Annotated in this window: 20 protein-coding genes; 17 read left to right on the top strand and 3 right to left on the bottom strand. The window is 66.1% G+C overall.

The genetic code is table 11. The annotated features are described in order from the left end of the window. Positions 1–54: 54 nt before the first annotated feature. Positions 55–1,380 carry an MFS transporter gene (locus tag UC32_RS16540; RefSeq protein WP_045732285.1) on the top strand — a complete coding sequence of 442 codons (1,326 nt, stop codon included), beginning with the start codon at positions 55–57 and terminating at the stop codon, positions 1,378–1,380. On the opposite strand, the gene UC32_RS16535 is transcribed toward UC32_RS16540, so the two are convergent. Genes UC32_RS16535 through UC32_RS16525 form a run of 3 tightly spaced genes read right to left on the bottom strand, consistent with a single transcriptional unit; the run spans position 1,366 to position 5,735 of the window. After that, positions 1,366–2,685 (bottom strand): alpha/beta fold hydrolase, encoded by a 1,320-nt coding sequence (locus tag UC32_RS16535; protein ID WP_045732284.1) that lies wholly within the window; start codon positions 2,683–2,685, stop codon positions 1,366–1,368. The genes UC32_RS16540 and UC32_RS16535 overlap by 15 nt on opposite strands. Further along, positions 2,678–3,178: a GNAT family N-acetyltransferase gene (locus tag UC32_RS16530; protein WP_045732283.1), complete on the bottom strand. Its 501-nt coding sequence runs from the start codon at positions 3,176–3,178 to the stop codon at positions 2,678–2,680. Before UC32_RS16530 ends, UC32_RS16535 begins: the two co-directional genes overlap by 8 nt. A gap of 13 nt (positions 3,179–3,191) precedes the next feature. Further along, entirely contained in the window at positions 3,192–5,735 is a 2,544-nt protein-coding gene (locus UC32_RS16525) for a DEAD/DEAH box helicase (RefSeq protein WP_045732282.1), read from the bottom strand. Positions 5,736–5,857: 122 nt separating this feature from the next. Between UC32_RS16525 and UC32_RS16520 the strand changes: the two genes are divergently transcribed. The 16 genes from UC32_RS16520 to secG all read left to right on the top strand — a co-directional run bounded on the left by UC32_RS16520 (position 5,858) and on the right by secG (position 24,747). Continuing rightward, the gene (locus UC32_RS16520; RefSeq protein ID WP_045732281.1) at positions 5,858–6,637 is read left to right on the top strand and encodes a trans-aconitate 2-methyltransferase; all 780 of its coding nucleotides are present in this window, start codon (positions 5,858–5,860) and stop codon (positions 6,635–6,637) included. Positions 6,638–6,795: 158 nt separating this feature from the next. Continuing rightward, positions 6,796–8,565: an ABC transporter ATP-binding protein gene (locus tag UC32_RS16515; protein WP_045732280.1), complete on the top strand. Its 1,770-nt coding sequence runs from the start codon at positions 6,796–6,798 to the stop codon at positions 8,563–8,565. Next, a complete protein-coding gene (locus UC32_RS16510; protein ID WP_045732279.1) occupies positions 8,562–10,367 on the top strand; it encodes an ABC transporter ATP-binding protein in 1,806 nt (601 codons plus the stop codon). Before UC32_RS16515 ends, UC32_RS16510 begins: the two co-directional genes overlap by 4 nt. After that, the gene (locus UC32_RS16505; protein WP_045732278.1) at positions 10,364–10,744 is read left to right on the top strand and encodes a GntR family transcriptional regulator; all 381 of its coding nucleotides are present in this window, start codon (positions 10,364–10,366) and stop codon (positions 10,742–10,744) included. Before UC32_RS16510 ends, UC32_RS16505 begins: the two co-directional genes overlap by 4 nt. Before the next feature lie 47 nt (positions 10,745–10,791). Next, positions 10,792–13,713, top strand: coding sequence for an excinuclease ABC subunit UvrA (gene uvrA, locus UC32_RS16500; RefSeq protein WP_045732277.1), 2,922 nt, complete (start codon positions 10,792–10,794; stop codon positions 13,711–13,713). 81 nt (positions 13,714–13,794) lie between these two features. Then, on the top strand, positions 13,795–14,511 hold the full coding sequence (locus tag UC32_RS16495; RefSeq protein ID WP_045732276.1) for an HAD hydrolase-like protein: 717 nt from the start codon (positions 13,795–13,797) through the stop codon (positions 14,509–14,511). Then, a complete protein-coding gene (locus UC32_RS16490) occupies positions 14,498–15,166 on the top strand; it encodes a lysophospholipid acyltransferase family protein (RefSeq protein ID WP_045732275.1) in 669 nt (222 codons plus the stop codon). Before UC32_RS16495 ends, UC32_RS16490 begins: the two co-directional genes overlap by 14 nt. A 98-nt stretch (positions 15,167–15,264) precedes the next feature. Next, positions 15,265–17,289: an excinuclease ABC subunit UvrC gene (gene uvrC / locus UC32_RS16485; protein ID WP_045732274.1), complete on the top strand. Its 2,025-nt coding sequence runs from the start codon at positions 15,265–15,267 to the stop codon at positions 17,287–17,289. A gap of 68 nt (positions 17,290–17,357) precedes the next feature. Next, a complete protein-coding gene (gene rapZ, locus UC32_RS16480) occupies positions 17,358–18,281 on the top strand; it encodes an RNase adapter RapZ (RefSeq protein ID WP_015937020.1) in 924 nt (307 codons plus the stop codon). After that, positions 18,281–19,300 carry a gluconeogenesis factor YvcK family protein gene (locus tag UC32_RS16475; RefSeq protein WP_045732273.1) on the top strand — a complete coding sequence of 340 codons (1,020 nt, stop codon included), beginning with the start codon at positions 18,281–18,283 and terminating at the stop codon, positions 19,298–19,300. The genes rapZ and UC32_RS16475 overlap by 1 nt, the downstream gene beginning before the upstream one ends. 9 nt (positions 19,301–19,309) lie before the next feature. Continuing rightward, the gene (gene whiA, locus UC32_RS16470; RefSeq protein WP_015937022.1) at positions 19,310–20,290 is read left to right on the top strand and encodes a DNA-binding protein WhiA; all 981 of its coding nucleotides are present in this window, start codon (positions 19,310–19,312) and stop codon (positions 20,288–20,290) included. A 100-nt stretch (positions 20,291–20,390) separates the two neighbouring features. Beyond that, the gene (locus tag UC32_RS16465; protein WP_015937023.1) at positions 20,391–21,017 is read left to right on the top strand and encodes a superoxide dismutase; all 627 of its coding nucleotides are present in this window, start codon (positions 20,391–20,393) and stop codon (positions 21,015–21,017) included. A 258-nt stretch (positions 21,018–21,275) separates the two neighbouring features. Next, complete coding sequence (gene gap / locus UC32_RS16460; RefSeq protein ID WP_045732272.1) at positions 21,276–22,286, top strand: type I glyceraldehyde-3-phosphate dehydrogenase; 1,011 nt, start codon at positions 21,276–21,278, stop codon at positions 22,284–22,286. 10 nt (positions 22,287–22,296) lie between these two features. After that, the gene (locus UC32_RS16455; RefSeq protein WP_045732271.1) at positions 22,297–23,523 is read left to right on the top strand and encodes a phosphoglycerate kinase; all 1,227 of its coding nucleotides are present in this window, start codon (positions 22,297–22,299) and stop codon (positions 23,521–23,523) included. Between the two features lie 100 nt (positions 23,524–23,623). After that, entirely contained in the window at positions 23,624–24,439 is an 816-nt protein-coding gene (gene tpiA, locus UC32_RS16450) for a triose-phosphate isomerase (RefSeq protein WP_045732270.1), read from the top strand. 50 nt (positions 24,440–24,489) lie between these two features. Then, positions 24,490–24,747 carry a preprotein translocase subunit SecG gene (gene secG / locus UC32_RS16445; protein WP_015937027.1) on the top strand — a complete coding sequence of 86 codons (258 nt, stop codon included), beginning with the start codon at positions 24,490–24,492 and terminating at the stop codon, positions 24,745–24,747. The last annotated feature ends 121 nt before the right edge of the window (positions 24,748–24,868 follow it).

The raw sequence follows: 24,868 nt of genomic DNA, 5'->3' as shown, positions 1-24,868 counted from the left end.
GACTGCTGTTTTTAACCCCTGATGGATGGCGTCCCACGGGACTATGCTCGATCCATGGCCATCATGGCGGAGCATGAGGTTGTACGGGTGCAGCGGCGCACCGTGGCCCTCTTGGCTGCCGCGCAGGTCTTTGGCGGCATCGGCACGGGTGCCACCGTCTCCATTGGCTCCATCCTTGCCGTTGAACTGTCCGGCTCCGGCGCCTGGGCAGGAGCGGTGGCCACTGTCATGACCCTCGGCGCCGCGGTGTCGGCATTGCCGCTTGCAGCCCTGGCGGACCGCAGGGGGCGCAGGGCGGGGCAGGTGGCCGGCATGCTCGCGGCGCTGGCCGGCGCGCTCCTGATGGTGCTCTCGGTGGTGACCGGGGTGTTCGTGCTCCTCCTGCTGGGCGCGGCGGGCATCGGGGCAGGTACCGCAGCCAACCTCCAGGCCCGTTTCGCCGCCGTCGACCTTGCCGACGCCGGACACCGCGGCCGGGCGCTGGCAACGGTCGTCTGGGCGGTCACCATCGGCGCCGTGGCCGGACCGAACCTGATCCAGCCGGGCGCCGCCGTGGGACTGGCGATGGGACTGCCGCCCGTGGCCGGGCCGTTCGTCATCTCCAGCGCCGGCCTGCTGGTGGCCATCATCCTCGTGTTCGCGGGCCTCCGACCGGATCCGTTGCTGCTGGCGCGGGAACTTGCGGGCCGGGCCGGTGACGCCGGGACCGGCACAAGTCTGCGGCCGACGCAGGGAGGCCGGCTCGCCAGGGGCATGCGCGCCATCCGCGGTTCACGGATGGCGCTGCTGGCCGTCACCGCGGTAGTTGGTGCCCACGCTGTCATGGTGGGCGTCATGTCCATGACGCCGCTGCACCTGCAGCACCTGGTGGAAGGGGCAGGAATGCCGCACGCCGGCCACGCGGCAGACGGCGGAGCCCTGGTGGTCATCGGCTTCACCATTTCACTGCATATCGCCGGAATGTTCGCCCTGTCTCCAGTCATGGGATGGCTGACGGACAAGGCAGGCCGGACGGAGACCATCATGCTCGGGTTTGCCACACTCATTGCGGGCGTGGCAGTGGCTGGCTTCGGGCAGGACTCCACCGTCGCGGTGGCCGCCGGGCTGGTGCTGCTGGGGCTGGGGTGGTCAGCATCCACCGTGGCCGGATCCACGCTGCTGGCCGAAAGCGTGGAGCAGGACGAACGCGTGGTGGTTCAAGGTGTCTCGGACATGCTGATGGGTGCCGCAGGAGCGGTGGGCGGCGCAGCCTCCGGCCTGGTGCTGAGCGGGGCGGGATACTTCGGACTCAACGTGCTTGCCGGCGCTATCGCCGCCTGCGTCCTGGCCGGCGCGGCGATCACACGGGCGAGGGCGCCCCGGAATTCAGCGGCGGCCTGACGCTGCCATTCCCAACAACCGGGCGAAGATCCCTTCACCGTCGTCGGCGATCCCATCGTGGTGGAAATCGCCCGTTTCCCAGACCTGGAGGCCACGGACTGTGGCTGCCGTCTCCAGGGAGAGTTTCCGGTCCACGTAGATGTCGTCAGAGTAAACGGCAGCGGCCACAGGCACCCGGTTGGCGGCGAGCCTGCGGACGTCGTAGAGCGGCTTCCAGTCGTTCTTGGCGGCCAGCAGGCGGGCCACCTCCCGGAGCGGCCGCAGTGCCGGGTCCTGGTCGAAGTACCAGGGGTAGACCATCTCGCCGGTGAGCAGCAACGGCTCGGCGTCCGGCCGGAACTCGGGGTATTCGTCCAGTACCCGCCAGGCGGCCCAATCCGTGGCCTCGCCCTGGCCGTAGATGGACTCATGCATCAGGGCGTACAGCGGGTTGGCCGCCCGCGAGACGACGCCGTGCACCTGCTCCAGGAAGCCGTCGGAAAGACTAACCCCGTCAGGGGTATCCGTAAAGGCGTCCTCAAGGAGGTAGTGGAGGCTGTCCACCCTGGTGTTGCCGCCCAGGAACGCCCCCAGCATCTGCAGCCGCTCCACTGTGAACGGACTGCCGTCGGGCAGGTTCTCGGGCACGCTGCGCAAGTGGCGGGCGATCCGTTCGAGTGTCTCCCGGTCCTCGGGGTACCACGAGAAGTACTCCGCGTTCCGAGCTGCAACCCGTTGGAACGTTGCACGGTACACATCGTCGGCCGGACCCGTCAGCGGGGCGAGCCCGCCGGTGATGAGCACCTGGCGGAGGGCCTCGGGGGCAAAGGACAGGTAGGTCAGGGCACAGAACCCGCCGTAGCTCTGGCCGTAGATGGTCCAGTACGGAATGCCCAGCGCTTTGCGGATCAATTCTGCGTCGGCAACGATCGAGTCTGCCCGGAAGTGCTCCAGGTAGGCAGCCTGCCCGGCTGCCGTACCACGCAGCGGAAGGGTCTTGCGGTCCGCCGGGGTGGACAGGCCGGTTCCGCGCTGGTCCAGCATGAGGATGCGGAAGTCCTTGGCCGCTGCCTTGCTCCAACCGCCCAACGTCCCGAACCTGTTGCCGCGTCCTCCCGGGCCGCCCTGCAGGAACAACAGCCAGGGCAGGTTCTCCGCTTCCTCGGCACTGTGGCCGGCTGCAACATATTCGCGGGCAAAGACCGTGATGGTTTCTGCGTCCCTGCCGGTGGCGGCATAGTCCAGGGGCACGGTGAAGACGTGCTCCACGGTGCGCATGCCGCGGAATTCGTGGCGTGCGCGGACCTGGTGGCCTGCCTCAGCCATGGGTCGCGGCCGGGACTGTGCTGCCAAACTGGTCCAGGGCTTCGCCGGTAAGCCGGAACGTCGACCACCCGTCCATCGGACGGGCACCCAAGCTGCGGTAGAAGTTGATGGAGGGCTCGTTCCAGTCGAGCACGCTCCATTCCACCCGGGCGTAGCCGTTGTCGACGGCGATACCCGCCAGGTGCTTCAACAGCGCCTTACCGTGGCCCTCGCCGCGCGCCTCCGGACTGACGTAGAGGTCCTCGAGATAGATCCCGTGGACGCCCTCCCAGGTGGAATAGTTCAGGAACCACAGAGCGAAGCCCTGCACTTCGCCTGCCGCGTTCTCGGCCATGGCGGCGAACACCCGGGGGTTGCTGCCAAAGAGCGCAGCCTGCAGCATTTCCGGCGTGTTCCGGACTGCGTCAGGCTCCTTTTCGTAGTGCGCCAGTTCGTGGATCATCCGGAGGATTGCCGGGACGTCGTGCTCGGTTGCGGGGCGGATTACACTCATTGTCCGAGCTTACCTAAAGCCTGTTGACGCCCGTTACCCTCACGACCGCGGTGCCGGTTTCGTCCGATTCCGCCAGGTTCACTTCGGCGGAGATGCCCCAGTCGTGGTTCCGCGCCGGGTCGTCGAAGATCTGGCGCACCTTCCACACCCCGGCTTCCTCCGTGATGATCAGCAGGCCGGGACCGCGGGCGTCCGGTCCGGTGCCGATGTCGTCGTGTTCGTCGAAGTAGTCGTCCAGTGCGTCTTCCCAGCGGTCGGCGTCCCAGCCGGAGCCGCCGTCGAGATCACCCAGTGCCGCCGCGTCCTCGTCGGCGAAGAGCTCCACCCGGCGGAACATCTCGTTGCGGACCATCACGCGGAAGGCGCGGATATTGGACGTCAGCGACGGCGGGGGAGGCGGTGGTGCGTCATGCGGCGTGGGCATGGCCCCGGACGCCAGTTCCTCCCATTCATCCAGGAGGCTGGAATCCACCTGCCGGACCAGCTCGCCCAGCCATGCGGTCAGGTCTTCCAAATCGTCCCGGAGCATGTCCTGCGGGACGGTTTGCCGGAGGGCCTTGAACGCATCGGCCAAGTACCGCAGCACAATGCCTTCAGAGCGGGCCAGCCCATAGAACTGGACAAACTCGCCGAAGTTCATGGCGCGCTCGTACATGTCCCGGACCACGGATTTGGGCGCCAGCTCGAAGTCGCCCACCCACGGGGCGGCCTTGCGGTATACCTCGAAGGCCTCCGCCAAGATGTCCGCCAGCGGTTGCGGGTACGTCACTTCGTCCAGCATGGCCATCCGCTGGTCGTACTCGATCCCGTCAGCCTTCATAGCGGCTACCGCCTCGCCGCGGGCCTTTTTCAGCTGCGCAGACAGGATCTGGCGCGGCTTTTCCAGGGTCGCCTCGATGACCGACACCACGTCCAGGGCGTACGACGGCGACTCCGGGTCCAGGAGCTCCAGCGCGGCGAGTGCGAAGGGGGAGAGCGGTTGGTTGAGTGCGAAGTTGGCCTGCAGGTGCACCGTCAGGCGCACGGCGCGGCCGTCCGGACCCTGTTCGGCTGCCGGGATCCGCTCCACAACCTCGGCGGCCAGCAGCTCGCGGTAGATGCCCAGGGCCTTCTTCATCAGCCGGAGCTGCGCCGGCCGGGTTTCGTGGTTCTCGGTCAGCAGCCGGCGTGCGGCGGCGAACGGGTCTCCGGGACGTTCCATCAGGTTCATCAGCATGGCGTGCGTGACCGTGAAGCTGGACGCCAGCGGGTCCGGAACGGATTCCACGAGCCGGCGGTAAGTGGGTTCGCCCCAGGACACGAAACCCTCCGGGGGCTTCTTCTTAACCACCTGGCGCAGCTTCTTCTGGTCGTCGCCGAACTTGGCCACGGCCTTGGCCATGGCCCTGACGTTTTCGGTGACATGTTCCGGGGCCTGCACCACCACGGTGCCGGCGGTGTCGTACCCCGCCCGGCCGGCGCGCCCGGCAATCTGGTGGAACTCGCGGGAGTTGAGCAGCCGGGTGCGGACGCCGTCGTACTTGCTCAAGGCAGTGAGCAGCACGGTGCGGATGGGAACGTTGATGCCCACGCCCAGGGTGTCCGTACCGCAGATGACCTTCAACAGTCCCGCCTGCGCCAGCTGTTCCACCAGGCGCCGGTACTTCGGCAACATACCGGCGTGGTGCACACCGATCCCGTGGCGGACCAGCCGGTTGAGGGTCTTCCCGAACCCGGCGGCGAACCGGAAGTTCGCGATGAGCTCGGCGATTTTGTCCTTCTCTTCCCGCGTGCACACGTTGATGCTCATGAGCGTCTGGGCGCGGTCGATCGCTTCGAGCTGGCTGAAGTGCACCACATACACCGGAACCTGCTTGGTGGACAGCAGCTCTTCGAGGGTCTCGTGGACCGGGGTTTCGTGATAGTAGAAATGCAGCGGAATGGGCCGCTCCGCCGAGCTCACGGTGGTGCTGGGGCGCCCGGTCAGGGCCGTGAGGCCCTTCTCGAACCGGGTCACGTCGCCCAGCGTGGCGGACATGAGGAGGAACTGCGCCTGCGGCAGTTCCAGCAGCGGCACCTGCCAGGCCCAGCCGCGCTGCGGGTCCGAGTAGAAATGGAACTCGTCCATGATGACGGAGCCCAGGTCCGCCGTGTCGCCCTCGCGCAGGGCAATGTTGGCCAGGATCTCGGCGGTGCAGCAGATGATCGGGGCGTCCTGGTTCACGCCCGAATCGCCGGTGATCATGCCCACGTTCTCAGCGCCGAAAATCTCGCAGAGCGCAAAGAACTTTTCCGATACCAGCGCCTTGATCGGCGCCGTGTAGTAGCTGCGCAGGCCCCGCGCCATAGCCTGGAAGTGGGCCGCGATGGCAACCAGGGACTTCCCGGACCCGGTGGGTGTTGCGAGGATGACGTTGGCGCCGGTGGCGAGCTCCATGATGGCCTGGTCCTGCGCCGGATACAGGTCCAGGCCGCGGCTTTCAGTCCATTCCACGAAGCGGGTGTACAGGTCGTCGGGGTCGACGGCGGCCGACGGTCCCGGCGCGGTCAGATCGGTCAGCTGGTCAACGAGTTTCATTGTTTTCCAGCTTAGTGCCCCGCTGCGGCAGGAAATCCGCCGGTCCGGCGCACGGTGCCGCTGCCCTTCGCCGCGGACTAGGCTTCCCGTAGCAGAGTCAGCACGAGGGCATGGAGAAGCTTATGAAATGGGATCCGGCGACGTACGTTGAGTTCGGCGACTACCGGAACCGCCCGTTCTTCGACCTCACCGGCAGGATCGAAGCCGCCAGCCCCGGCCAAGTGGTTGACCTTGGCTGCGGGCCCGGCAACCTGACGGCAACGCTCGCCCGCCGCTGGCCCGGTGCCCGGGTGGTGGGGGTGGACTCCTCGGCCCAGATGCTGGACAAGGCCGCGGACCTCGCCGCCGCGCAACCGTCCCTCGAGTTTAAGCAGCAGGACATCCGGGACTGGCTGCCCGCCGCTGACACGGATGTGGTGGTGACAAACGCAGCGCTCCAGTGGGTCCCCGGGCACCAGGACCTGCTGCGGACCTGGCTGGCCGCGCTGCGCCCCGGCGGCTGGTTCGCGATGCAGGTGCCCGGGAACTTCACCGCCCCATCCCATCAACTGATGCGCCAGCTGGCAGGGTCGGCGCGGTGGGCGCCCCAGCTCGACGGCGTCCTGCGGGGTGGAGAGTCCGTCGGTGAACCGGCGGACTACCTCGGGATAATGCTCGACGCCGGCTGCACCGCGGATGCGTGGGAAACCACCTACCAGCAGCTGCTGCCCGGGCCTGACCCCGTCCTTGAATGGGTTCGTGGCACCGCCCTGCGCCCCGTCCTGGCTGTGCTCCCGGCGGAGGACGGTGCCGCCTTCGAAGCGGAATACGCGGAGGCGCTCCGTGCGGCCTACCCTCCGGGCCGGCATGGCACAGTCTTTCCCTTCCGCAGGATCTTTGCGGTGGGACGCAAATCGGACTGAGCGCTTTCCCCTGTTGTCCTGATGCTGTGCAGGCGGCTCAACCGACCTGTCATGTCTTTGACAGCAGGGAAAAGTGATCTGGCTTACAATGACGGAGTGGTTTCTGGGGGAGAGGCCGACGTCCGGCCCCGACGGCCCCCGACCGAAGTGGAGGTTCGTTGCTGATCGGTTTGATGAGGCGCCTGCTCTCGGACCAAAAGGGTTCCGTCGCCGCCGTCGTCCTGCTGCAGCTCATCCAGGCAGCCGCCAACCTCCTGCTGCCAACCGTTAATGCCGCCATCATTGATGACGGCATTGTTCCCGGGGATACCGGCGTCATTTCCCGCCTGGGTGTCGTAATGGCCGGTATCGCCGTTGTCCAGGCGGCCGCCGCCATAGCCGCGGGGTACCTGGGCGCCGTGGTGGCCATGCGGATCGGGCACCGGCTCCGCGCGGAAATCTTCGCCCGGATCCAGTCCCTGTCCTCCCTGGAAGTTGCCCGCTTCGGCACCCAAAGCCTGACCACCCGGGCCACCAACGACACCCAGCAGGTGCAGTCCTTCGCCATCCTGGTCTTCACAATGCTGGTGGCGGGCCCGGCCATGGGCGTCGGCGGCATCATCCTTGCCCTGCAGCAGGACGTTGCACTGTCCGCCATCGTCATCGTCATCGTGCCGCTGCTGGTCCTGATCATGGCCCTGATCGTCCGGCGCCTCATTCCGCTCTACCGCGACGGCCAGGACCTGCTCGACAACGCCGGCGGCATCCTTCGGGAGCAGATCATCGGCGCCAACGCCATCCGCGCCTTCGTCCGGCAGGACCACGAGACGCGCCGGTTTGCCCGCGCCAACTCAGGCCTTACGGCCAACAACCTGCAGTCTGCGCTGCTCGTAGCCGGCATGTTGCCCCTGATCATGCTCGTGGTGAACCTCTCCTCGGTGGCGGTGGTCTGGTTCGGCGGCCACCGGATCCAGTCCGGCGAGATGAACCTCGGCGCGCTGACCGCCTTCATCGCCTACATCCTGCAGATCCTCCTGGCCATCATGATGTCCATGTACGTGCTGATGACGGCCCCGCGGGCGGCAGTCTGCGCCGAGCGGATCTCCGCTGTGCTGGATACCAAATCCTCCGTCGCCGGCCCCGGCAGCCTCCCGCCGTCGCATCCTGCCGTAGCCGCGGGCGATCCTGTGACGCCCCTGGCCGGGCCCGGCGCCCTTGAGTTCAGGGGGGTTGGCTTCTCCTACCCGGGGGCCGAAGCACCGGTTCTCGCAGACCTGAACTTTGTGGCAGCGCCCGGGACCACCACGGCGATCGTCGGGTCCACCGGCAGCGGCAAATCAACGCTGCTGAACCTGGTGCCGAGGTTCCTCGACACCACCGAAGGCAGCATCTTCCTCGACGGCACCGATGTCCGCGACCTGCCGCTGGACGTCCTGCGCAGATCCATGTCGATCGTCCCGCAACACTCCCACCTGTTTTCCGGGACCATTGCGGACAACCTCCGGATGGCTTCACCCGGAGCCTCCGACCACGAGCTCTGGGAGGTCCTCGAGGCGGCACAAACCATGCGCTTCATGCGGGACCTCCCGCTGGGGCTGGCAACGCCGGTGGGGCAGGGGGGCACCAACCTCTCCGGCGGGCAGCGGCAGCGGCTGTGCATTGCCCGCGCGCTGTTGCGCAGGGCCCCGCTGTACCTCTTTGACGACAGCTTTTCCGCGTTGGACTACGACACGGACACCAGGCTCCGGCAGGCTCTGGACGTCCGGCTTGCCGCGGCCACCAGGATTGTCGTGGCCGAACGCATCGCCGCGGTGGAGGACGCCGACTTGATCCTGGTGCTCGACGGCGGGCGGCTCGTCGCGCAGGGAACGCACGGCGAGCTGCTGGAAACGTCGCCTACCTACCGGGAAATCGCCGACTCGCAGCTCGCACTGGACGGCCCGCAATGACGGCGACACCCGGCGCCGAAATGGGAGGGGCCGGATTCTGGCGCACCGCCGGGAGGCTGCTGGGCCTGCTCCGGCCGTTCCGGGCCCTGATGCTGGGTGCCGTTGCCGCTACCTGCGGTTTCGCCGCCTTGAATGTGGCAGCCCCCAAACTGCTCGGCGACGCCACCGACATTGTGGTGGACGGGGTGGTCAGGGGAGCCTTGGACCAGGAAGGCCTCGGCCTCCTGCTGGCTGCCGTGTCGCTGATGTACATCTTCACATCGCTGTTCAACTGGGTGCAGGGTGCCCTCACTGCCAGGTCCGTCCAGGGCGTCATGTACGGGCTGCGCGGCGCCGTGGAAAGCAAACTGCACCGCCTTCCGTCCACCTATTTCCGGGAACGGTCCCGCGGCGACGTGCTGAGCCGGGCCACCAACGACATCGACAACGTCTCCCAGGCGCTGAACCAGCTCCTCACCCAGCTGATCATGTCCGTCCTGATGCTGTTCGGGTCGCTCGCAATGATGCTGTGGATATCCCCCCTCCTCGCCTGCATAGCCATCGCCTCAGTTCCGCTGTCCATGGGTGTCACAGTGCTCGTGGCCCGCAGGTCGCAGGAGCATTTCGCCCGCCAATGGACGGAAACAGGGGAGCTGAACTCCCACGTCGAGGAATTCATCACGGGCCATGAGGTGATCAAGGCCTTTGGGCAGCAACCGCAGGCCGCCGAGGTTTTCGCGAGCAGCAACAGCCGGTTGGCCCGCGCGGCAACCAAAGCGCAGTATTCCGCCGGCGTGGTTCAGCCCCTGATGGTGCTGATGGCAAACCTCAACTACATCGCCGTGGCGGTGGTTGGCGCCCTCCAGGTCATCGCAGGCGCCATGACCATCGGCGGGATCCAGGCATTCATCCAGTTCAGCCGGCTGTTCACCCAGCCGGTGGGCCAGATCGGCGGCTTACTCAACCTGATCCAGTCTTGCGTGGCATCCGCGGAACGCGTGTTTGTCCTCCTTGACTCGGAAGAGGACGCGGACGGAGGCACCCTGGAAGCGCCGTCAGGCGGGCGCATCGTCTTCGACGACGTGACATTCGGCTACCCAGGCGCAGCGCCCGCAGTCCGGAACCTGTCGTTCGCAGTGGAACCTGGCCAGATGGTCGCCATCGTGGGCCATACCGGGGCGGGCAAAACCACGGTGGTAAACCTTCTGATGCGGTTCTACGAACCGGGCACGGGCGCCATCACCATGGGCGGCACCGACATCGCCGCTGTCCAGCCGGACCGGCTCCGCGAACAATTCGGGGTAGTGCTTCAGGATACGTGGCTGTTTGGCGGAACCATCAGGGACAACATCGCCTACGGGCTGCCCGGCGCCTCCGAGGCGGAGATCCGGGCCGCGGCGGAGGCCAGCTACGTGGACCGCTTCGCCAGGTCGCTGCCGGACGGCTACGACACCGTGCTGGAAAACGGAGGCGAGCCGCTCAGCCAGGGCCAGCGCCAGCTCATCACCATCGCCCGGGCACAATTGGCCGGCCGGGCCGTGCTGATCCTCGATGAGGCGACCAGTTCCGTAGATTCCAGGACCGAACTGCTGATCCGCCAGGCGATGCTCCGGCTGCGGCGGGGGAGGACCAGCTTTGTCATCGCGCACCGTTTGTCCACCGTCAGGAACGCTGATCTAATTCTCGTCATGGACCACGGACGGATTGTTGAGCAGGGCACGCACCAGGGCCTGTTGGCCGCGAACAGCTTTTACGCACGGCTTTACAACGCCCAGTTCTCGCCGGCTCCCCGCCGCTCCGGTGCCCTTGAGGCCGGACTGTGAGCTCCGCAGCCGAATTCCCCGGGACATGGAAGCCCAACTCCACCAGCACCGTGGCCCTTTTTGAACAGCTGCGCCTGCAGGTGATCCACCAGGTGGACAATGGGGCGCTGGCGCCCGGCACCAGGCTGCCTGCGGTCCGTGCACTCGCGGAGCGGCTGGAGGTCGCACCGCACACTGTGGCGCGGGCCTACAAGGAGCTCGAAGCAGCAGGGATTGTGGCAACCCGGGGCAGGAACGGCACAGTGGTTTGCGCCCGTGACGAACGCCTCGGCGGTCTGTCCGATGCTGCTGCGGCGTACGCTGCCACCGCCAAAGCGCAGGGGGCAACGTTTGCGGAAGCCGTGAAGCTGCTGGCTGCCGCCTACGATGTTCCCTGAGGGCGGAACCGTGCGCGTTCGAAGAAATTTTCGATTAGCATTATGGGGTGCCTAAAGCCGTAGCCGAAGAAACAGCCGTCCCCGCTTCCTTCACCGCCACCTCCGCCGACAGCCCCCAACGCCACGATCTCTCCCGGCTTGTGGTCAAGGGTGCGCGCGAGCACAACCTGCGCAACGTGGACCTCGACCTGCCCCGCGACGCCATGATCGTCTTCACCGGCCTTTCAGGTTCCGGCAAATCCTCGCTAGCCTTCGACACCATCTTCGCCGAAGGCCAGCGACGCTACGTCGAGTCCCTTTCCGCCTACGCGCGCCAGTTCCTGGGCCAAGTGGACAAGCCCGATGTCGACTTCATCGAAGGACTGTCGCCGGCGGTCTCCATCGACCAGAAGTCCACCAGCAAGAACCCCCGGTCAACGGTGGGAACCATCACCGAGATCTACGACTACATGCGCCTCCTGTGGGCACGCGTCGGCCGGCCGCACTGCCCCGTCTGTGGCGAACCCGTGGCCAAGCAGACGCCGCAGCAGATCGTGGACCAGCTGCTGGAGCTGGAGGACGGAACCCGCTTCCAGGTCCTCGCACCCGTAGTCCGCGGACGCAAGGGTGAATTCGTCGACCTCTTCAAGGAGCTTTCGGCCAAGGGATATTCCAGGGCGCGGGTGGACGGCGACCTCATCCAGCTCAGCGATCCGCCCAAGCTCGGCAAGCAGTACAAGCACACCATCGAAGTGGTGGTGGACCGTTTGGTGGTCAAGGAAGGCATCAGCCAGCGCCTCACGGACTCCATCGAAACCGCCCTCGGCCTCGCTGAAGGGCGGGTCCTGGCCGAATTCGTCGACCTTGACGCAGACGACCCCGGCCGCACGCGGGCCTTCTCCGAAAACCTGGCCTGCCCCAACGAACACCCGCTGGCCATCGACGAGATCGAACCGCGGTCCTTCTCCTTCAACAACCCGTTCGGGGCCTGCGCAGCCTGCAGCGGCATCGGCACCAAGCTGGAGGTTGATGACGAGCTGATCGTCCCCAACCCCGAGCTGTCCCTGTCGGAAGGCGCCATCGCGCCGTGGTCCCTCGGCACCGCCACCACCGAGTACTGGAACCGGCTCCTCGAGGGCCTGGCCAAGGAACTCGGGTTCTCCATGGACACCCCCTGGGAAAAGCTGGGCAAGGATGTCCGCCAGACGGTCCTGCACGGCAAGGACCACAAAGTGGTGGTGCAGTACCGCAACCGCTTTGGCCGCGAACGCAAGTACAGCACCGGCTTCGAAGGTGCCATCCAGTACGTCCACCGCAAGCACGGCGAAACCGACTCTGACTGGGCGCGCGACCGCTACGAAGAGTACATGCGCCAGATTCCCTGCCCTGCCTGCAACGGCGCGCGGCTGAACCCGGCCTCACTGTCGGTGCTGATCAACGGCAAGTCCATTGCCGAGGTGGCAGCGCTGCCCATGCGTGAATGTGCTGCGTTCCTCGACAACCTTGTCCTCACCGGCCGCGAAGCGCAGATTGCCCACCAGGTTCTCAAGGAGATCCAGGCCAGGCTGACCTTCCTCCTCGATGTGGGCCTGGAGTACCTGAACCTGGAGCGCCCCTCCGCCACACTGTCCGGCGGCGAGGCGCAGCGTATCCGCCTGGCCACCCAGATCGGCTCCGGCCTGGTGGGTGTCCTCTACGTCCTGGACGAACCGTCCATCGGTCTTCACCAGCGTGATAACCGCCGCCTGATCGACACCCTCACCAGGCTCCGCGACATGGGCAACACCCTGATCGTGGTGGAACATGACGAGGACACCATCCATGTGGCGGACTGGATCGTCGACATCGGACCCGGCGCCGGTGAGCACGGCGGCCAGGTGGTCCACTCCGGTTCCTATAAGGAGCTCCTCGACAACACGGACTCCCTGACCGGCGACTACCTGTCCGGCCGGAAGAGCATCGAAGTCCCCAAGAAGCGCCGCAAGTACGACAAAAAGCGCGAGCTGAAGGTGGTCGGCGCCCGGGAGAACAACCTCACCAATGTGGACGCAGCGTTCCCGCTGGGCCTGCTGACGGCAGTCACGGGCGTCAGTGGCTCCGGCAAGTCCACGCTCGTCAACGAGATCCTCTACAAGGTGCTCGCCAACAAGCTCAACGGGGCAAAGCAGGTGGCCGGCCGGCACAAGACGGTGCAGGGCCTTGAACACCTCGACAAGGTGGTCCACGTTGACCAGAGCCCCATCGGCCGGACACCACGTTCAAACCCCGCCACCTACACCGGTGTGTTCGACAACATCCGCAAGCTTTTCGCCGAAACCACAGAGGCGAAGGTCCGCGGCTACCTGCCCGGCCGGTTCTCCTTCAACGTCAAGGGCGGCCGCTGCGAAGCATGCTCGGGCGACGGCACCCTGAAGATCGAGATGAACTTCCTGCCGGACGTCTACGTGCCCTGCGAGGTGTGCCACGGCGCCCGCTACAACCGGGAAACCCTTGAAGTCCACTACAAGGGCAAGACCATCGCCGACGTCCTTAACATGCCCATCGAGGAAGGCGCCGAGTTCTTTGCGGCATTTTCGCCCATCGCACGGCACCTGAACACGCTGGTGGACGTCGGCTTGGGCTATGTCCGCCTCGGTCAACCCGCCACCACCCTCTCCGGCGGCGAGGCGCAGCGCGTGAAGCTGGCTGCCGAGCTGCAGAAGAGGTCCAACGGCCGTAGCGTCTACGTCCTGGACGAGCCCACCACGGGCCTGCACTTCGAGGACATCCGGAAGCTGCTGCTGGTCCTGCAGGGGCTGGTGGACAAGGGCAACACGGTCATCACCATCGAGCACAACCTTGATGTCATCAAGAGTGCGGACTGGATCGTTGACCTGGGGCCTGACGGCGGCTCCGGCGGTGGAAAGATCGTGGCCACGGGAACCCCCGAGCAGGTGGCCACCTCCACCACCAGCCACACCGCCGCGTTCCTGGCTGAAATTCTCCGCTGACCCCGGCGCGGTTCCACCGGAAGTATTCCCCTGGTGGAATGCGAGTTTCGGGCACCCGTAAAGGCATGAGAAACTAACCCGGTGACTTCAACAACAGTGCCCGTGATCTTTGACCTGGACGGCACTCTTGTCGATCCTGCCGGTGGGATAACTGACGGAATCTCCTCGGCCCTGAAGGAGCTGGGACTTCCCGTGCCCAGCCAGGAGCTGCTCGATTCCATGATTGGCCCCAAGCTCAGCGACGCCCTGCTGAATGTGGCGCGGGTTCCGGCGGACCGCCTCGACGATGTGATCCGCCGGTACCGTGCCTACTACGCGGAAACCGGAATCGCCCAGGGCCGGCTCTACCCGGGCATCCGGGAAGTCTTGGAAACCTTCGCGGCTGCCGGCCTGCCCGTAGCCGTGGCGACGCAGAAACCGCAGACCATCGCCCGCACCGTCCTTGCCCACCACGGCATCGATGGGCTCTTCCGCGGCATCCACGGTTCCGCGGACAATGAATCCGCAGTGGACGGCGTCCCGCTCGGAAAAACGGAGATCATCGCAGCTGCCCTGAAAGACCTCGACACCCACCACGCCGTCATGGTTGGGGACCGCGCGCAGGATGTCTCGGGCGCCATCGCCAACGGCCTGGACTGCATCGGCGTAGCGTGGGGATTCGCGCCGGACGGCGAGCTGGAGGGCGCCGGCGCCTTCACTGTCGTCGCAAACGCCGCCGAACTCGTCAACGCCGTGGAGCGGCTGCAGTCCATTCACGCTTCGGCCATGAGCGAGGTGACCAACGATGGAAATGTTTGATGTCGTCCGCTGGACCACCCGCAACCTGATCTCCGGCACCTGCCGGCCCACCGTCGTCGGCCTTGAAAACGTCCCCAAGGACGGGCCGTTCATCGTCGCCCCCAACCACCTGTCCTTCTTTGACAGCGTCATTGTCCAAGCGCTCATGCCCCGCCCGGTGGCGTTCTTCGCCAAAGCGGAGTACTTCACCACCGGCGGCATCAAAGGGAAAGTCATGAAGGCTTTCTTCGAATCCGTCGGCTCCATCCCGGTGGAACGCGGTGAGCAGGCCGCCAGCGTCCAGGCGCTGAAGACCCTGCTGGACATCCTTGAATCAGGCAAGGGAATCGGCATTTACCCGGAGGGCACCCGGTCCCGGGACGGCCTCCTCTACCGGGGGCGCACGGGGGTGGGCTGGCTGGCCCTTACCACCGGGGCTCCCGTGGTTCCCGTCGGCCTGATCGGCACGGAGAACCTGCAGCGGGCCGGCGAAAAAGGCGTGAAGCCGCAGCACTTCACCATGAAGGTGGGGGAGCCGCTGTACTTCGACAAAACCGGACCGGACCACTCCCTGCCCGCCCGGCGGGAAGTGACGGACCGCATCATGGACGCCATTGCGGAACTCAGCGGGCAGGAGCGCTCCACCAGCTACAACCAAAGCAAAGTCGCAGAGTAGGGCAGCGCCATTACGCCTATGGCATATCCGCAGGGCCTACCGCCCGCTGAATATGCGCCGGCGGCGATGCAGGGCGTGCGGCTCAGTAGACTGTATGGGTGGCAAATCCAGCAAGTTACAGGCCCCGGACCGGTGAAATCCCCACCAACCCGGGCGTCTACCGGTTCCGGGATCCGCACGGACGGGTCATCTACGTGGGGAAGGCCAAGAGCCTCCGCTCCCGCTTGAACTCCTACTTTGCCAACCCCGCCGGATTGCTGCCTAAAACCTATGCCATGGTGCATGCGGCCAGCAGCGTGGAGTGGACAGTGGTGGGCAGCGAGCTGGAGTCCCTGCAGCTGGAATACACCTGGATCAAGGAATTCAAGCCGCGCTTCAACGTGGTGTTCCGCGACGACAAGACCTACCCGTACCTGGCCGTCACCCTGGGCGAAAAGTACCCCCGGGTGCAGGTGATGCGTGGTGACAAGCGGAAGGGAACCCGCTACTTCGGGCCGTACACCGCAGGCGCCATCCGGGAAACCATGGACACCCTGCTCCGGGTCTTCCCGGTCCGCAGCTGCAGTGCCGGCGTGTTCAAACGAGCCGAGTCCAGCGGACGTCCGTGCCTGCTGGGCTACATCGACAAGTGCTCGGCGCCCTGCGTGGGCAGGATTTCCCCGGAAGACCACCGGGTGCTTGCTGAGGACTTCTGCGCCTTCATGGGTGGCGAAGCGAAGCGGTTCACCAACAAGCTCGAAAAACAGATGGCTGCAGCCGTGGCAAGGCTGGACTACGAACAGGCCGCCCGCATCCGGGACGACATCACGGCCCTGCGGAAGGTCTTTGAGCGGAATGCCGTGGTACTGGCTGAGGACACTGATGCTGACGTGTTCGCGCTCCACGAGGATGAGCTGGAGGCCGCCGTGCAGGTCTTCCACGTCCGCGGCGGCAGGATCCGCGGCCAGCGCGGCTGGGTGGTGGAAAAGGTGGAGGACTTCACCACGCCGGATCTCGTGGAACACCTGCTGCAGCAGGTCTACGGCGAGGACGGCGAGACCCACGGCCGGCTGCCCCGGGAAGTGCTGGTTCCCGTGGCTCCCAGCAACGCTGAGGAGCTGACGGAGTGGCTAAGCGGCATCCGCGGTGCCAGGGTGGACGTCCGGGTTCCGCAACGGGGGGACAAGGCCGCCCTGATGTCCACCGTCAGGGAGAACGCCGAGCACGCCCTGAAGCTGCACAAGACCCGCCGCGCGGGGGACCTCACCGTAAGGTCGCAGGCCCTCCAGGAACTCCAGGAGGCGCTGGATCTTCCCGTCCCGCTGCTGCGCATCGAATGCTTCGACGTCTCCCATGTGCAGGGAACCAACGTGGTGGCGTCCATGGTTGTGGTGGAGGACGGTCTGCCCAAGAAGTCCGACTACCGGAAGTTCTCCATCACAGGTCCGGCCGCCTCCGATGACACCGCCGCCATGCACGATGTCCTCACCAGGCGCTTCCGCCACTACCTCCAGGACAAGTCCGCCCAGGTGGACGAGGACGTCCTTGAAGCAGGCACCGCCGAGGCCGCAGCAGAAGCAGCCGCAGACGCTGCCGCTGAGGCTGCCGTGGCGGACACCACCACCCCCATCCCGAAGACCAAGTTCGCCTACCCGCCCAACCTGGTGGTTGTCGACGGCGGGCAGCCGCAGGTCAATGCGGCCGCACGGGCCCTGGCAGACCTGGGCATCGACGATGTTTACGTGGTGGGCCTGGCCAAGCGGCTCGAGGAAGTGTGGCTCCCGGACAGCGACTTCCCGGTCATCCTTCCGCGCACGTCGCAGGGCCTGTACCTGCTGCAGCGCATCCGCGACGAGGCGCACAGGTTCGCCATTTCGTTCCACCGCCAGAAGCGCGGCAAGGCCATGACCGTTTCGGCGCTGGACGGCGTCCCGGGGCTGGGCGCCTCCAAGCGCAAGGCGCTGCTGGCCCACTTCGGGTCGGTCAAGGGAGTCAAGGCGGCAACACCCGAGGAGCTCGCCCAGGCGAAAGGGATCGGCCCGGCGCTGGCCGCCGCGATCGTCAGCCATTTCACCGGAGACGGTCCTGCAGCGGTCACAGTGCCGGCCATCAACATGACTACCGGCGAAATCATTGAAACTTAGCTAGGGTAAGTGGCGGGGTTTGCGCCGGCGCTGCCCCGCGGACCAACAACGGAAATGGGGCGGACTCAATGGCAGGCACTTCGGCGGAATCCGAGGCAGGGCAGGACGGCATGGAGCCCGTCAAACCCCTCGAAGCGGAGCTGCTGGTGGTTACCGGGATGTCCGGTGCCGGGCGGAGCACCGCCGCCGATGCCCTCGAGGACCACGGCTGGTACGTGGTGGAAAACCTGCCGCCCCAGATGCTGGGAACCCTCGCCGAGCTTGTATCGCACGCACCGCAGTCCATTCCGCGGCTGGCAGTTGTCATCGACGTCCGCAGCAAGGGCCTGTTCGCGGATATCCGGGCTGCCCTGGGCGCCCTTGCCGCCAGTGGTGTCACGTTCCGGGTGCTGTTCCTGGACGCCAGCGACAACGTCCTGGTCCGCCGCTTCGAGCAGGGACGCCGGCCGCATCCGTTGCAGGGCGGAGGCCGCATCCTGGACGGTATCGCCGCCGAACGCGAGCTCCTGCAGGAACTGCGCGACAGCTCCGACGTCGTACTGGACACCTCCGGCTACAACGTGCACGGCCTGGCCACGGCCATCACCGAGCTCTTCAGCGAAACCGGTCCGGTGGCGCTGCGGCTGAATGTCATGAGCTTCGGCTTCAAGTACGGCCTGCCCGTGGACTCCAACTACGTGGCGGACGTCCGGTTCATTCCCAATCCGCACTGGGTGCCGCAGCTGCGCCCGCACACCGGCCTGGACAAGGACGTGAGTGACTACGTGCTCGAGGCCGAGGGAGTCAAGAACTTCGTGGACCGCTATGTCATGGCCCTCGAGCCTGTCCTCGACGGCTACCGGCGTGAAAATAAGCACTACGCCACCATCGCCGTGGGCTGCACAGGCGGGAAACACCGCTCCGTGGCAGTCGCCGTCGAGCTTTCCAAGAAGCTCGCGCAGTATCCCCGGGTCACCGTGACCACCACCCACCGGGATCTGGGCCGCGAGTAATGGCGCTGTTCACCGGCGCGCTGCCGCTGGTTCCCCCTGCCACGGGACCGGGCGCCGGCCCGCAGGACACCGAGCCCACCATCGTCGCGCTCGGCGGCGGCCACGGGCTCTCCGCGTCGCTGTCCGCCCTCCGGCTCCTCACCTCCAAGCTCACCGCGATCGTCACAGTGGCGGACGACGGCGGCTCATCCGGGCGTCTGCGCGAAGAGTACGGCGTCCTCCCGCCGGGGGATCTCCGGATGGCCCTCTCCGCGCTCTGCGACGACACGGACTGGGGACGGACCTGGCGCGACGTCATGCAGCACCGCTTCCGCCCCGGCAATGGCCGCGGCGGCTCGCTGGACGAGCACGCCATGGGAAACCTGCTGATCGTAACGCTCTGGGAACTGCTGGGCGACGCCGTCGCGGGCCTGACCTGGGCCGGCGCGCTCCTGGGTGCCCGCGGCCAGGTCCTGCCCATGTCCACGGTGCCGCTCACCATTGAAGGCGATGTCAGGGTGACGGCGCCGAATGGCGAATCGGTGCTGCAGACGGTCCACGGGCAGGCCCGCTGCGCCGTGGCAGGATCGCTGGAGAACGTCCGCCTGCTCCCGGAGTCGGCACCTGCCTGCACGGAAGCGCTGACCGCCATCGAGCTTGCCGACTGGGTCATCCTGGGCCCGGGCTCCTGGTACACGTCGGTGCTGCCCCATCTGCTGCTGCCGGAGATGCGCCAGGCGCTGTGCAACACCCCGGCCAAGCGCTGCCTCACCATGAACCTCGCCACGGATACCAAGGAAACTTCAGGCATGACGGCCGCGGACCACCTGCACGTCCTGCGCCGCTACGCCCCCGGATTCAACGTGGACGTTGTCCTGGCCGATCCCGCTTCCGTCCCCGACCGCCAGGAGTTCGAGAAGGCCGCCGCGATGATCGGCGCCGAGGTGGTCTTGGGTAAAGTAGGGGCGTCGGGACGCCGTCCCGTCCATGACCCCCTGCGGCTGGCCACGGCGTACCAGGACATTTTTGGGAACAGTTAGGAAGGTGCCATGGCACTGACAGCATCAGTCAAAGAAGAACTGTCCCGTCTGGACATAAAGAAGTCGTCCGTCCGCAAGGCTGAGGTCTCCGCGATGCTCCGTTTCGCGGGCGGCCTGCACATCATTTCCGGCCGGATCGTCATCGAGGCAGAGGTGGACCTTGCCTCCACGGCGCGGCGCCTCCGGGCAGCCATCGCAGAGGTTTACGGGCATCAAAGCGAAATCATCGTCGTGTCCGCCGGCGGGCTCCGCAGGGCCAGCAGGTACGTGGTCCGGGTAGTGCGCGACGGCGAGGCGCTGGCCCGCCAGACCGGCCTCCTGGACGGCCGCGGACGCCCCGTCCGCGGGCTGCCGTCCGCCGTCGTCAACGGCTCCGCAGCCGATGCCGAAGCAGTCTGGCGCGGTGCGTTCCTGGCCCACGGCTCGCTGACGGAGCCCGGCCGCTCGTCCTCGCTCGAGGTCACCTGCCCCGGACCTGAATCCGCCCTGGCACTGGTCGGTGCCGCCCGCCGCCTCGACATCCAGGCCAAAGCCCGCGAGGTGCGCGGCGTGGACCGGGTGGTCATCCGCGACGGCGACACCATCGCCGCGCTCCTGACCCGCATGGGTGCCCACGACGCACTCATGGTCTGGGAGGAGCGCCGGATGCGCAAGGAGGTCCGCGCCACCGCGAACCGCCTCGCCAATTTCGATGACGCCAACCTCCGGCGCTCGGCGCAGGCCGCCGTGGCCGCCGGTGCCCGCGTGGACCGCGCCCTGGAAATCCTCGGCGACGACGTACCCGACCACCTGAAATACGCCGGAGAGCTGCGGGTGGCCCACAAGCAGGCCAGCCTGGACGAGCTCGGCAGGCTTGCCGATCCCGTCATGACCAAGGACGCCATCGCCGGCCGGATCCGCCGGCTCCTGGCGATGGCGGACAAGCGGGCCCTTGACCTGGGTATTCCCGGCACCGACGCCAATGTGACGCCCGAAATGCTCGACGAGTAGCGGGCCCATAGAATCAAAAATAATTCCGGGCGCCAGACGTCCGGATGCATAATCCGAGAGTCACCAACCGGACCGAAAGTCCACGATATTGGAGGATTTTGTGACTGAGTACGTATTGCCCGAACTCAAGTACGACTACGCCGCCCTTGAGCCGCACATCTCTGCGCGGATCATGGAGCTGCACCACAGCAAGCACCACGCTGCCTACGTTGCAGGTGCCAACAACGCGCTGGCCCAGCTGGCAGAGGCACGGGAGAAGGGCGATTTCGCCAACATCAACCGGCTCTCCAAGGACCTCGCGTTCCACACCGGCGGACACGTCAACCACTCCGTCTTCTGGAACAACCTTTCCCCGGACGGCGGCGACAAGCCCGAGGGCGAACTGGCTGCAGCCATCGACGACGCGTTCGGTTCCTTCGACGCCTTCCGCGCCCAGTTCTCCGCAGCCGCCCTCGGCCTGCAGGGTTCGGGCTGGGGCTTCCTGGCTTACGAGCCCATCGGTGGAAACCTGGTAATCGAGCAGCTGTACGACCAGCAGGGCAACGTGGCACTGGGCACCACGCCGCTGCTCATGTTGGACATGTGGGAGCACGCCTTCTACCTGGACTACGTGAACGTCAAGGCCGATTACGTCAAGGCGTTCTGGAACATCGTGAACTGGGCCGACGTCGCCAAGCGCTTCGACGCCGCCCGCAGCAACGCAACCGGGCTCATCACCCTCCCGTAACCTGCAGCACACTTGCTTGTTACAAACTTCACATTCGGACTTAATCAGGCCGCCATGTGGACTGGCCGCCCCCGCACTTGCGGGGGCGGACCCAGTTAAACGTAAGATAGGTCACGGAAGGCGGTTAGCCTTCAGCAATGAGGCTGGTCGCCCTCCGTCTGTAAATCATCTCTGCCCAATGGCGTGCGGGATCTGTTAGTTGGCTTGAACGCCCGCTCAACTAGTAGTGCTTGCTTCAAGCACCAAGGAGACTGAAAAGTGACGACCCGTATTGGTATCAACGGCTTCGGCCGTATTGGCCGCAACTACTTCCGCGCAGCACTCGCACAGGGTGCGGACCTCGAAATCGTTGCAGTCAACGACCTCACCAGCCCCGAGGCGCTGGCCCACCTGTTCAAGTACGACTCCGTGGGCGGCCGCCTGAAGGAAACCATCGAGGTCAAGGACGGCAACATCGTCGTCAACGGCAACGTCATCAAGGTCCTGGCGGAACGCGATCCCGCCAACCTGCCGTGGGGCGAGCTCGGCGTGGATATCGTCATCGAATCCACCGGCTTCTTCACCAAGGCAGCCGATGCGCAGAAGCACATCGACGCCGGCGCCAAGAAGGTGCTGATTTCCGCCCCTGCCTCGGATGAGGACATCACCATCGTGATGGGCGTCAACCACAACCTGTATGACAACGCCACGCACCACATCATTTCCAACGCGTCCTGCACCACCAACTGCCTCGGCCCGCTGGCCAAGGTGGTCAACGACGAGTTCGGCATCGAGCGTGGCCTGATGACCACCGTGCACGCCTACACGGCCGACCAGAACCTGCAGGACGGCCCGCACAAGGACCTGCGCCGCGCCCGCGCCGCCGCCATCAACATGGTGCCCACCTCCACCGGTGCGGCCAAGGCAATCGGCCTGGTGCTGCCGGAGCTCAAGGGCAAGCTGGACGGCTACGCCATCCGCGTTCCCGTCCCCACCGGTTCCGCCACGGACCTCACCGTCACGGTGTCCCGCGAAACCACCGTTGAGGAAGTCAACGCCGCCCTCAAGCGCGCTGCCGAGTCTGACGAACTGCAGGGCTTCCTGACCTACACGGAAGAGCCCATCGTTTCCTCTGACATCGTTGGCGACCCCGCATCCTCGATCTTCGACGCCGGACTAACCAAGGTCATCGGCAACCAGGTCAAGGTTGTTTCCTGGTATGACAACGAATGGGGCTACTCAAACCGCCTCGTCGACCTCACGGAGCTTGTCGCGTCCAAGCTGGGCTAGGGTTAGACACATGACATCCCACACCCTCAACGAACTGATCGCTGAAGGTGTCCGCGGGCGGTACATTCTGGTCCGAAGCGACCTGAATGTGCCGCTCGACGGCTCTACAGTCACTGACGACGGCCGCATCAAGGCCTCCCTTCCAGTGCTGGCAAAGCTCACGGACGCCGGTGCCCGCGTGCTGGTAACAGCCCACCTTGGACGCCCCAAGGGCGCGCCCGAGGATAAGTACTCCCTCCGCCCTGCCGTGGAGCGCCTCGCCGAACTGGCGGGCTTCAAGGTCACCCTCGCCGCCGACACCGTCGGTGACTCCGCCAGGGAAGCAGCAGCTTCCCTGCAGGACGGCGAAGCCCTGGTCCTGGAGAACGTCCGCTTCGACGCCCGCGAAACCAGCAAGGACGACGCCGAGCGCGGCGCCTTCGCTGACGAGCTGGTGGCGCTGACCGGCGGGAACGGCGCCTACGTGGATGACGCCTTCGGTGCTGTCCACCGCAAGCACGCAAGCGTCTACGACGTCGCGTCCCGGCTGCCGTCCTACCAGGGCGACCTGGTGCACACCGAGGTGGAGGTCCTGCGCAAGCTCACCGCCGACACCCAGCGTCCCTACGTGGTGGTCCTGGGCGGATCCAAGGTCTCGGACAAGCTCGCCGTGATCGACAACCTGATTGGCAAGGCAGACACCATCCTGGTGGGCGGCGGCATGCTGTTCACGTTCCTCGCTGCCGCGGGGCACAAGGTGGCCGCCAGCCTGCTCGAACAGGACCAGATCGGCGTTGTCCAGGACTACCTGAAGCGTGCTGCTGACGCCGGCACCGGGTTCGTGATCCCGACTGACGTTGTGGTGGCGGAGAAGTTCGCTGCCGACGCCGCGCATGAAACGGTTGCCGCGGACGCCATCGAAGCCAGCAGCTTCGGCGCCAACGGCATCGGACTGGATATTGGTCCCGACTCCGCAGCTGCCTTTGCGGACCGGATCAAGGGCGCCCGGACGGTGTTCTGGAACGGTCCCATGGGAGTCTTTGAATTCGAGGCCTTCTCCGCGGGAACCCGCGCGGTCGCCCAGGCCCTGACCGAAACCGAAGCGTTCACCGTGGTGGGCGGCGGCGACTCCGCTGCTGCTGTACGTACCCTCGGCTTCGCCGACGACCAGTTCGGGCACATTTCCACCGGCGGCGGCGCCAGCCTGGAGTACCTTGAGGGCAAGGAACTCCCCGGTTTGAGCATCCTGGACCGGTAGGGCCAGCCACCGGGAGCAGCAACGCTCCTGTCCTTCGGCCGGCAGGTTGCCCGCGGCAGCCTGCCGGCCGCACACTTTACAAGACCTTTTTGGAGAACACGTGACAACGTCTACGAACGGCGCCTTCGACCGTAAGCCCTTCATCGCCGGTAACTGGAAGATGAACATGGACCACGTGCAGGGCATTACGCTCCTGCAGAAGCTGGCCTGGACGCTCTCGGACGCCAAGCATGACTACAGCCGCGTCGAAGTTGCGGTTTTCCCGCCCTTCACGGACCTCCGCGGTGTCCAGACCCTCGTCCAGGGCGACGACCTGGACGTGGCCTACGGCGGCCAGGATCTTTCCCAGTTCGACTCCGGCGCTTACACCGGCGACATCTCCGGGCAGTTCCTGAGCAAACTGGGCTGCAAGTACGTGCTGGTGGGCCACAGTGAGCGCCGTACCATCCACAACGAGTCGGACGACGTCCTGAACGCCAAGACCAAGGCGGCCTTCAAGCACGGCGTCACCCCGGTTCTTTGCGTCGGTGAGGGCCTGGAGATCCGCCAGGCGGGCACGCACGTGAACCACACCCTGGACCAGCTTCGCGGCGGCGTGGCAGGCCTGACCGATGAGCAGGCCGCAGAACTCGTCGTTGCCTACGAACCCGTATGGGCCATTGGCACGGGAGAAGTTGCCGGGCCGGAGGACGCGCAGGAGATGTGCGCCGCCATCCGGGCCGAGCTGGAGAAACTGTTCGGCGCGGACGTTGCTGCCAAGACCCGGCTGCTGTATGGCGGCTCAGTCAAGGCCAACAACGCAGCAGCCATCCTCAAGGAGCGCGACGTTGACGGCGTGCTTGTGGGTGGCGCCAGCCTGGATCCGGCTGAGTTTGCTAATATTGTCAGGTTCGAGAGTCACCTGGTGACGGACTAGTCCGTCCCGGCGCACGCGCTCCCGCCCCACTAACTTCCTGAAAGGCCGTCGTGGACGTTCTTCATGTCATCCTGCAGATCCTCCTGGGCATCACCAGCCTCCTGCTGACGCTGCTCATCCTCCTTCACAAAGGGCGTGGCGGCGGGCTGTCGGATATGTTCGGCGGCGGCATGAGCTCAGGACTCAGCTCATCCGGTGTGGCTGAACGGAACCTCAACCGGTTCACCATCATCCTCGGCGTGACCTGGGGCATCGTCATCATCGCCCTGGGCCTGATCATGAGGTTCAGCGGCGCCGGGGATTCGTAACCCCCAACTTCGTGCATTGGCATGCCGTTGGGCCCTCCCGCCCCGCGCGCCTGCGAACTAAACTGTGGCTGTCGGCTTCCGACAGCCACAGTTTCGTTTAACCGGCAGGACAGTCTTCCCG

The sequence above is a fragment of the Pseudarthrobacter chlorophenolicus genome (assembly GCF_000962805.1).
Taxonomy (GTDB): Bacteria; Actinomycetota; Actinomycetes; order Actinomycetales; family Micrococcaceae; genus Arthrobacter; species Arthrobacter chlorophenolicus_A.
This window is presented reverse-complemented; position numbering and strand designations above follow the sequence as displayed.

Coding starts and splice junctions, on each gene's coding strand:
- UC32_RS16540 (WP_045732285.1), top strand. CDS start 55: ATGGCCATCATGGCGGAGCATGAGGTTGTACGGGTGCAGCGGCGCACC.
- UC32_RS16535 (WP_045732284.1), bottom strand. CDS start 2,685: ATGGCTGAGGCAGGCCACCAGGTCCGCGCACGCCACGAATTCCGCGGC.
- UC32_RS16530 (WP_045732283.1), bottom strand. CDS start 3,178: ATGAGTGTAATCCGCCCCGCAACCGAGCACGACGTCCCGGCAATCCTC.
- UC32_RS16525 (WP_045732282.1), bottom strand. CDS start 5,735: ATGAAACTCGTTGACCAGCTGACCGATCTGACCGCGCCGGGACCGTCG.
- UC32_RS16520 (WP_045732281.1), top strand. CDS start 5,858: ATGAAATGGGATCCGGCGACGTACGTTGAGTTCGGCGACTACCGGAAC.
- UC32_RS16510 (WP_045732279.1), top strand. CDS start 8,562: ATGACGGCGACACCCGGCGCCGAAATGGGAGGGGCCGGATTCTGGCGC.
- UC32_RS16490 (WP_045732275.1), top strand. CDS start 14,498: ATGGAAATGTTTGATGTCGTCCGCTGGACCACCCGCAACCTGATCTCC.
- rapZ (WP_015937020.1), top strand. CDS start 17,358: ATGGCAGGCACTTCGGCGGAATCCGAGGCAGGGCAGGACGGCATGGAG.
- UC32_RS16475 (WP_045732273.1), top strand. CDS start 18,281: ATGGCGCTGTTCACCGGCGCGCTGCCGCTGGTTCCCCCTGCCACGGGA.
- whiA (WP_015937022.1), top strand. CDS start 19,310: ATGGCACTGACAGCATCAGTCAAAGAAGAACTGTCCCGTCTGGACATA.
- UC32_RS16455 (WP_045732271.1), top strand. CDS start 22,297: ATGACATCCCACACCCTCAACGAACTGATCGCTGAAGGTGTCCGCGGG.